Genomic DNA, 2,497 nt, shown 5'->3' on the forward strand with positions numbered 1-2,497 from the left:
TTTAGTGCGCTACACGACGTTTTTGAATACTATCAAAGCCTACTGCAAGTGCAAGTACTATACCTTTAACAACCATCTGCATGTATGTACTTACGTTTAAGAGAACCATACCATTGGTAAGTATACCAATAATAAGTACCCCTGCAACGACATTTGACATTTTTCCATAACCACCAGAAACAGATACACCACCCAGTACTACGCAAGTGATTACATCAAATTCATAGCCTATACCTGCTGTAGGTTGTGCGGAATTTGTACGGGACAACATGACAATCCCTGCAAGTCCTGCAAATAAACCTGATAATGCATAAACTAGATATTTAATATAGCCTACTCTTATCCCTGAAAGCTTAGAAGCTTCTTCATTACCGCCGACAGCGTAGAAGTAACGTCCAAAATAACTTTTATTTAAAACAAACGAGCCAAGTGTAAAGCAAAGAATCATAATGATTACAGGAACGGGAACCGGTCCTATATACCCTTGCCCGATGATCTTAAATCTTTCATCAAATCCATAAATCGGTGTCCCTCCACTAATAAGGTAAGACGCCCCTTCAAAAACAATCTGTGTTGCAAAAGTTGCTATAATGGCAGAAATCCCAATTGTAGAGATTAAGAACCCATTTAAAAGACCTACTAATACGGCAAGTATTAAGGATAAAATAACTGCAGCTGTCATGCTCATGCCTCTGTTTACCATCAGATAAGCCGCTACGATGTTAACAAGTGTTATAATTGAACCTACTGACAGGTCGATACCAGCTATCAAGATAACAAATGTCATACCTATAGATGCAATGCCTAGCATCGAAACCTGACGTGCAATGGTAAATAAATTGTTTGATGATAAAAACCTAGGACTTGCCAGTGAAAAACCTATGAATATGATTGCAAATACAACCCAGATCGCTTTATCTTTCAATTGATGAATAATATTACTTTTCATGCTTTACCTCCTCAACGGCTGATGCCATTCTCATTATAGTATTTTGATTAAACCCATCTTTTATCAATTCACCAGTGATCCGCCCTTCAGCCAAAACGATAATTCTATCTGACATACCCATTAATTCTTCCATTTCTGAAGAGATCAAAAGAATGGTTTTACCTTGCTCTACCAATTCATTCATCAACTTGTAAATCTCAAATTTAGCACCTACATCAATTCCGCGGGTTGGTTCGTCAAAAATAATTAATTCTGAATTTGCAGCAAGCCATTTTCCAATGATGACCTTTTGTTGATTACCACCACTTAAATTTTTAACCAATTGATTGAGCGTTGGGGTTTTAATTAGTAATTCATTTTTGTATTTTGTCGCAATGTCCATTTCTTTTTTAGAACTGATTACAGAAGCATTGGATATTCTTTTATATATTGGCATATTAATATTATTTTTAATGGAAATACCTAGTAATGCACCATGGCGTTTACGGTCTTCCGGTACGAGGGCAATCCCATAGTCAATTGCTTCTCTTGGTGTCTTGGGATTTATTTCTTTGCCTTTAAAAATAATCTTTCCCTCAGTCTTTTTGGCCGCACCGAAAACCATTTGTACAAGTTCCGTACGACCGGCTCCTACCAGGCCGCCAAGTCCAAGTATTTCACCTTTTTTTATCTGTAAGTTTATATTATGATCTCCATTACCGCTAACATTCTGTAATTCCAGAAGTATTTCATCTTGTTGTATACAGTTCGATCTTGGAGGATATGATTCTTTTAAGTCACGTCCTACCATCAAATGAATGAGTTCATCTACATGAGAATCTTTTGTAATGAGTGTTTTTATATATTCTCCATCGCGAAGTACCACAATGCGGTCTGATAGTCTATATATTTCTTCAAGTCTATGGGATATGTATATAATGGATACTCCCTTTGACCTTAGAAGTTCACATACTTTAAACATACTTTCAACTTCAGCACTTGTAAGAGGTGCAGAAGGCTCATCCATAATCAAAACTTTTGCATCCTGCTGAATGGCCTTGGCAATTTCAATCATCTGCTGGTATCCTACTGTAAGATCCCCCACCAAGGTCTTCGGATTGATCTTGATATTTAACTGTGAAAAAGCTTTTTCTGCTGCCTTTTCCATAGCTCTTTTATCAACAACAATGCCTTTACGGATTGGATTGCCTAAAAATAGGTTTTCAGCTGCCGAAAGTCCTTTTACATTATTAAACTCCTGATAAATAATGGCTATCCCATTTTCTGCTGCAAGCTGGGGTGTCATACTTGTAAATTCTTTACCATTTATAATGATTTTGCCGGAGGTTGGAATTACAGCACCAGAACATGTTTTTATTAAAGTAGATTTACCCGCACCATTTTCTCCTATCAGTGCAAGAATTTCGCCTTCTTTTACTTCAAGAGAAACATCTTTTAGTGCAACAACACCAGGATATTCTTTTCTAATATGTTGTAGTTCTAAAATATAATTATCATTCATATCTCATACCAGCCATTCTTGTTTTATTAAATATGGAGTAGTTCATA

The 2,497-nt window shown here is 36.4% G+C and carries 2 protein-coding genes; both read right to left on the bottom strand.

Annotated elements, in window-relative coordinates:
• Position 1: 1 nt before the first annotated feature.
• Positions 2 to 949 (bottom strand): ABC transporter permease, encoded by a 948-nt coding sequence (locus BN3326_RS21040; RefSeq protein ID WP_070001224.1) that lies wholly within the window; start codon positions 947 to 949, stop codon positions 2 to 4.
• Positions 939 to 2,450: a sugar ABC transporter ATP-binding protein gene (locus tag BN3326_RS21045; protein WP_070001225.1), complete on the bottom strand. Its 1,512-nt coding sequence runs from the start codon at positions 2,448 to 2,450 to the stop codon at positions 939 to 941. Before BN3326_RS21045 ends, BN3326_RS21040 begins: the two co-directional genes overlap by 11 nt.
• Between the last annotated feature and the right edge of the window lie 47 nt (positions 2,451 to 2,497).

Source organism: Cellulosilyticum sp. I15G10I2, assembly GCF_900095725.1.
In the GTDB taxonomy this organism is placed as follows: domain Bacteria; phylum Bacillota; class Clostridia; order Lachnospirales; family Cellulosilyticaceae; genus FMMP01.